The organism is Gilliamella sp. B2887 (assembly GCF_026537015.1).
Lineage (GTDB): Bacteria > Pseudomonadota > Gammaproteobacteria > Enterobacterales > Orbaceae > Gilliamella.
Window position 1 is genome coordinate 1 of record NZ_JAFNMX010000020.1, and the last position, 4,389, is coordinate 4,389.

Here is a 4,389-nt window from a genome sequence, read left to right on the forward strand (position 1 = left end):
ACAGTGTGGACGGTGAACTCACCCTCACAGCAAGCGAAGAGCTGACGTTAATGTGTGGTGGCTCTTTTATCAAAATCAGCCGTGAAGGCATTGAGCTGGGCACAGCGGATAATGTGTATATAAAAAGCAATGCTCTGCAAAAAATGGGACCGGCAAAAGTAAAAATAAAAAGTACATTACCAATTGGGTGTCAACGAAAAATAGCGCAAGGAACAAAAAATCAAGGAGCAATAGTTGAATTATCATGAATACTGTTACCGAATTTGAATTTATTCAATACAATGATGGTGAATTAGACGATCAACACGCTAATCAATTAACAAAACAACTGATTAAAAATTTTGACAATGCTCAATATGGTTATTTATTGCTGGATCTAAGTTTACGTAACATAAATCAATTGGCTTTAGATAGTGAAATTTATGCTTATATTGAAGAAAATTCCTCATATTTACAATCAATACCGTTTAATCATCCGGCGTTTAATTTTACCAACACGCCATCACTGTTACCCATTGACCGAAAAAACACACATCTTTATGAAATCTTAAAACAGACTGTTTTATTGTCTTATCAAGAAATCAAACCTGAATGGTTATTATCAGGACAGGGACGGGCAATGTGTGGTTGGCTTTTTTCAAATAAATCGATTGATATTGTTTGTCAACATATAGCCAAATTATGCATTCAACGAAGTCAGATTAACAATGGTCTGTATCTTTTACGCCTTTACGATCCTAGCGTATTAAATGCAATATCTGATCTTATGTTACCGCAAATTCGAGATAAAATTTTTGCTCAAACGACCAATTGGTTAATCCTTAATGGAGATGGTTTACTGATCGAATATGCCGCAGTTGAAAATAATAGGCAGCTTATGCCATATCGATTAGGTATAACAGAAACTGAAGAAAATAAAATTGCTCACATAGGTTTAGAAAATCAAATCTTGCTTAACTATCGAAGCAAATTACAACATCAACCGCGTTATAGTGAAGATCAAGCAAGAATACAGATACGCAAAGCACTGGATATTGCCATACAACACCAATTAAACGATCCACAAGATAAAGTTTTATTTGCGTTGCATTATTTAACTCTAGGCAGTGAATTTTATCGAACCCCAAAAATCGCAGAATTACTCAGAATAAAAGATAGTTTCTACCAAAAACGAGTTGCTGCAATCACTGCTGAACAATGGCAACAAATTAAGCAACAAAGTAAAGAATTAATATTAGGAGAACGTTATGACATGTGATTGCGCATCATCAAAAGGACTAACCATATTGCCGGTTAACTACTGTGTCATTCCTAAAATTGAGGGACTTAATTTACCCAATTGGGCAAATCAACCTAAAATTACTGACGCTAAACTTAAATATGACTACAGTTATGCATTAAGAGTCATACGGGAAGGGTTTTTATATCTTTTTTATGAAGAAGGCGCTCGAGGTAACCACTACTGGGAAGTCTATAAAATTGCAAAAAATGGCACATTTTGGAAACAATTTTCCGCACAAATGGCAACTACGGAAGAAGACTGCGGCTGTGCAGCAGTATTACAAAATAGCGCTAGTGCTGAATTTATTTGCATTGAACAACCGCAACAATGTGGAAAAGTATGGTTAGCATTCAGTGAGCATAAATGGGAAAATGATGTTTTGACAAATTACGAAACCGATAATCAGTTGCGCAGTGAAAGAATGAGTTTAATAGAGCCTAAAAAAATGGCTCAAGGCTCCGTTATTGAAGCCAACGGTATAGCACAATTAAACGAAAGCAACGTAAAACAAATCATTGATTATAATGAGAAGTCGATTTTATCTATCATTCCAGATCCAACCATCAAGCGGTCTAAAACGCTAGTTTCCAATGATATAAATCAATGGAATACCGCCTTTTTTAATCAACATTGTACCCTTTACCCATGGGCGATAAACCGCCAGTTAAATCACACTCTTAACTCAGCAAGGGAGCGTTCAACCGAAAAAAACAGCTATATTGTCGGATTAAATGATGCGGCAGGTATCAGTAAAGAACTCAATGGTTGGTGTAATGAAATCATAGGTTACCTAAAGCTATTTAGTGAAGAACGTGAGCATGAAATTCAATCAGATGCATTGTTAACATTGTTCGAAAATAGCTTTATTAAAGCCAACGAAAATGAACGCCGTGAAGCCTTAAAGATTTATGAAGAATTGCATAGACAAAATAATTATTGGTTAGAAAAGGTTACCGAAACCGAAGGTGCAGATTGGTTAGCAAAGCGAAGAGTGCAGTATCAAAAACAATACCTTCTTGAACCGGACCTGCTGGCAGCGTTAAATCAAGGGTGTGATCTGTTTGCTGATTGGATGAAGCAACCACGAGTAGGTGCGTTATATTACCAACGATTGGATGTTGCTATGAAAGAGGTACAAAGTAATAAAAAAATCAGCGACTATCTTAAAAAAATCACCCAATTACGCGCTAAAGCCATTATGACAGTGCAGATAGACGAAACAATGCACAAAGAAGAAGTTGAAAAAATTACTACAATACCAAGAGAACAATGGAAAAAATACCAAGCCAGAATCAATCAACCATTAAGAGACACGTATAACAAAAAATACGAAGCGATCACTCAACAAGCAAGCTTGTTACACGAACAACGTAGCGAAAATGCCTTTATATGGATACAAAGTAATAGTTTTTTGAGCGTGCTTAATGATTATAGTCAGAACAATATTGAGGACGGTATCTTGTTTGAACGACTTGTTATCACGGCAATAGAGGGTTTGCAAGATACAAAGAAAGGTAATCAGGTTATTGGTGACTGGATCAAGGCGCGTAACATTCCTAAAACCAATCTAATCTGGCGAGCAGTAGCCTTTAATCAAACTGCAGCCATTAAAGAGTTAGAAGAATTTTTACTGGATGCTGAAAAATATCGTGAAGTAGACGGCAATGGTCGTTTGCATCGTACGTTACTCAACGTACCAAAAAATCTGTCCTACTTTACCTCAATTAGTCGGGATATTAACAGCAGTCTGCAAAAAAAGAAGCCCGATATCAATGCTAAATTTATCGATAAATTTGCCTACAAACGCGATAAGCTTGCGTCAATTTTAATTGGTAAATTATTCCGAAAACAGCCTGTTCGCGTGATGGTCGACGGTTTGCAAATCGGTGCGGATAATATTAACCATTATATTGGTCAGAAAATTTTTATGGTAAGAGCTGGGCTTGAGCCAGACATCGTTAAATCCGTCATGAATGAATATTATGATCGTAGGGATTGGATTACAAGAATGAAAAAATTAAACATTGATAATCAAATGTTTTCAGGACCCTTCCCTAATGTTGAGCAAAAAGGCCTTAAAGGCCAGTTAGTCAACAATTACCTAAAAACCTATACTCATAACATTCTGAAAAAAATCATTATAAAGAAAAACAATAAACCGACTAGCGTTATTATCAAAGGAAAATACGATGAACTGTGGGACAGTTATCACAGTCGTACATTTGGTCGCGATTTAAAAGGTACAAGGTTGTCGGCTGTTTTAATGGCATTTCAAATACCGGTGATTATGACGCTCATTATGCAAACGGATGATCACACGTCAGACGATTTTTTGAACCAGATTATGGCGGCATCCTTAAGTTTTATTAGTGTTTTCACCGATGTTTTGATTAAACCTATTGATATTGCTTTTAATAATACGAATTTGGTTATTGGGTTAAGAATGACCGGACATCTTACTGGGGCGGCATCTTCAATCTTTGGGTTGATGTATGCTATTCCGCAGGCTTTGAAAAGTAATCAAGATAATATTGAATTAACATTAAATAGAGCTAGCGTAATGGTCTATATTAGTCAATTTTTGAAAGCAAGTACCGCACTGTTAAAAATGTCTACTAAATTGGTTAATCGGGTTATCATTAGGGAATTAATTCTAATGGCTGGATTAAGAATTTTTACCTTTTTTGCATCTTGGTGGTTGCAGTTGATTTTAATCGTGGTGGAGTTTGTCTGGAATTTGATAGTCGATGATGACATTCAAAAATGGATAAGATCCACTCGATTCGGCACGCAATACAACCGAGATGAGACGCCGGATTTTAACACTGAGTTTCAGGCATTTAAAGAGCTAATGAAAATTGAAGACAATCAGGAAGAAGTGGAGCAACAATCAGACAACTTTTTAACAGCCATCGGATGGGACAGTGATTGGTTATCAGACACATTAGGGATTAATTCCAATAATAACACTTACGCCACAGCCAATATCCCTTATTCTATAAATTAAAAAAGCGATAAACATTATGAGTCTAAAAAATTTTTATAAAATTCAGAAGCAAATCATCGATCGCTCCTGGCGACATCCCCCCAAACCACCGGTTCTACCG

General features: G+C 36.2%; 3 protein-coding genes. All 3 read left to right on the forward strand.

Features of this window, described 5'->3' with window-relative positions; translation table 11 throughout:
• On the forward strand, nucleotides 1–248 hold a 248-nt coding region (locus J3U13_RS11255; RefSeq protein WP_267342146.1), incomplete at its 5' end, for a DUF2345 domain-containing protein.
• Nucleotides 245–1,258 (forward strand): DUF4123 domain-containing protein, encoded by a 1,014-nt coding sequence (locus tag J3U13_RS11260; RefSeq protein WP_267342147.1) that lies wholly within the window; start codon nucleotides 245–247, stop codon nucleotides 1,256–1,258. The genes J3U13_RS11255 and J3U13_RS11260, both read left to right, overlap by 4 nt.
• Nucleotides 1,248–4,289, forward strand: coding sequence for a T6SS effector BTH_I2691 family protein (locus J3U13_RS11265; protein WP_267342148.1), 3,042 nt, complete (start codon nucleotides 1,248–1,250; stop codon nucleotides 4,287–4,289). The genes J3U13_RS11260 and J3U13_RS11265 overlap by 11 nt, the downstream gene beginning before the upstream one ends.
• The last annotated feature ends 100 nt before the right edge of the window (nucleotides 4,290–4,389 follow it).

Excerpts from the sequence above, each read along its gene's own strand:
- J3U13_RS11265 (WP_267342148.1), top strand. The coding sequence starts at position 1,248 with ATGACATGTGATTGCGCATCATCAAAAGGACTAACCATATTGCCGGTT.
- J3U13_RS11260 (WP_267342147.1), top strand. The coding sequence starts at position 245 with ATGAATACTGTTACCGAATTTGAATTTATTCAATACAATGATGGTGAA.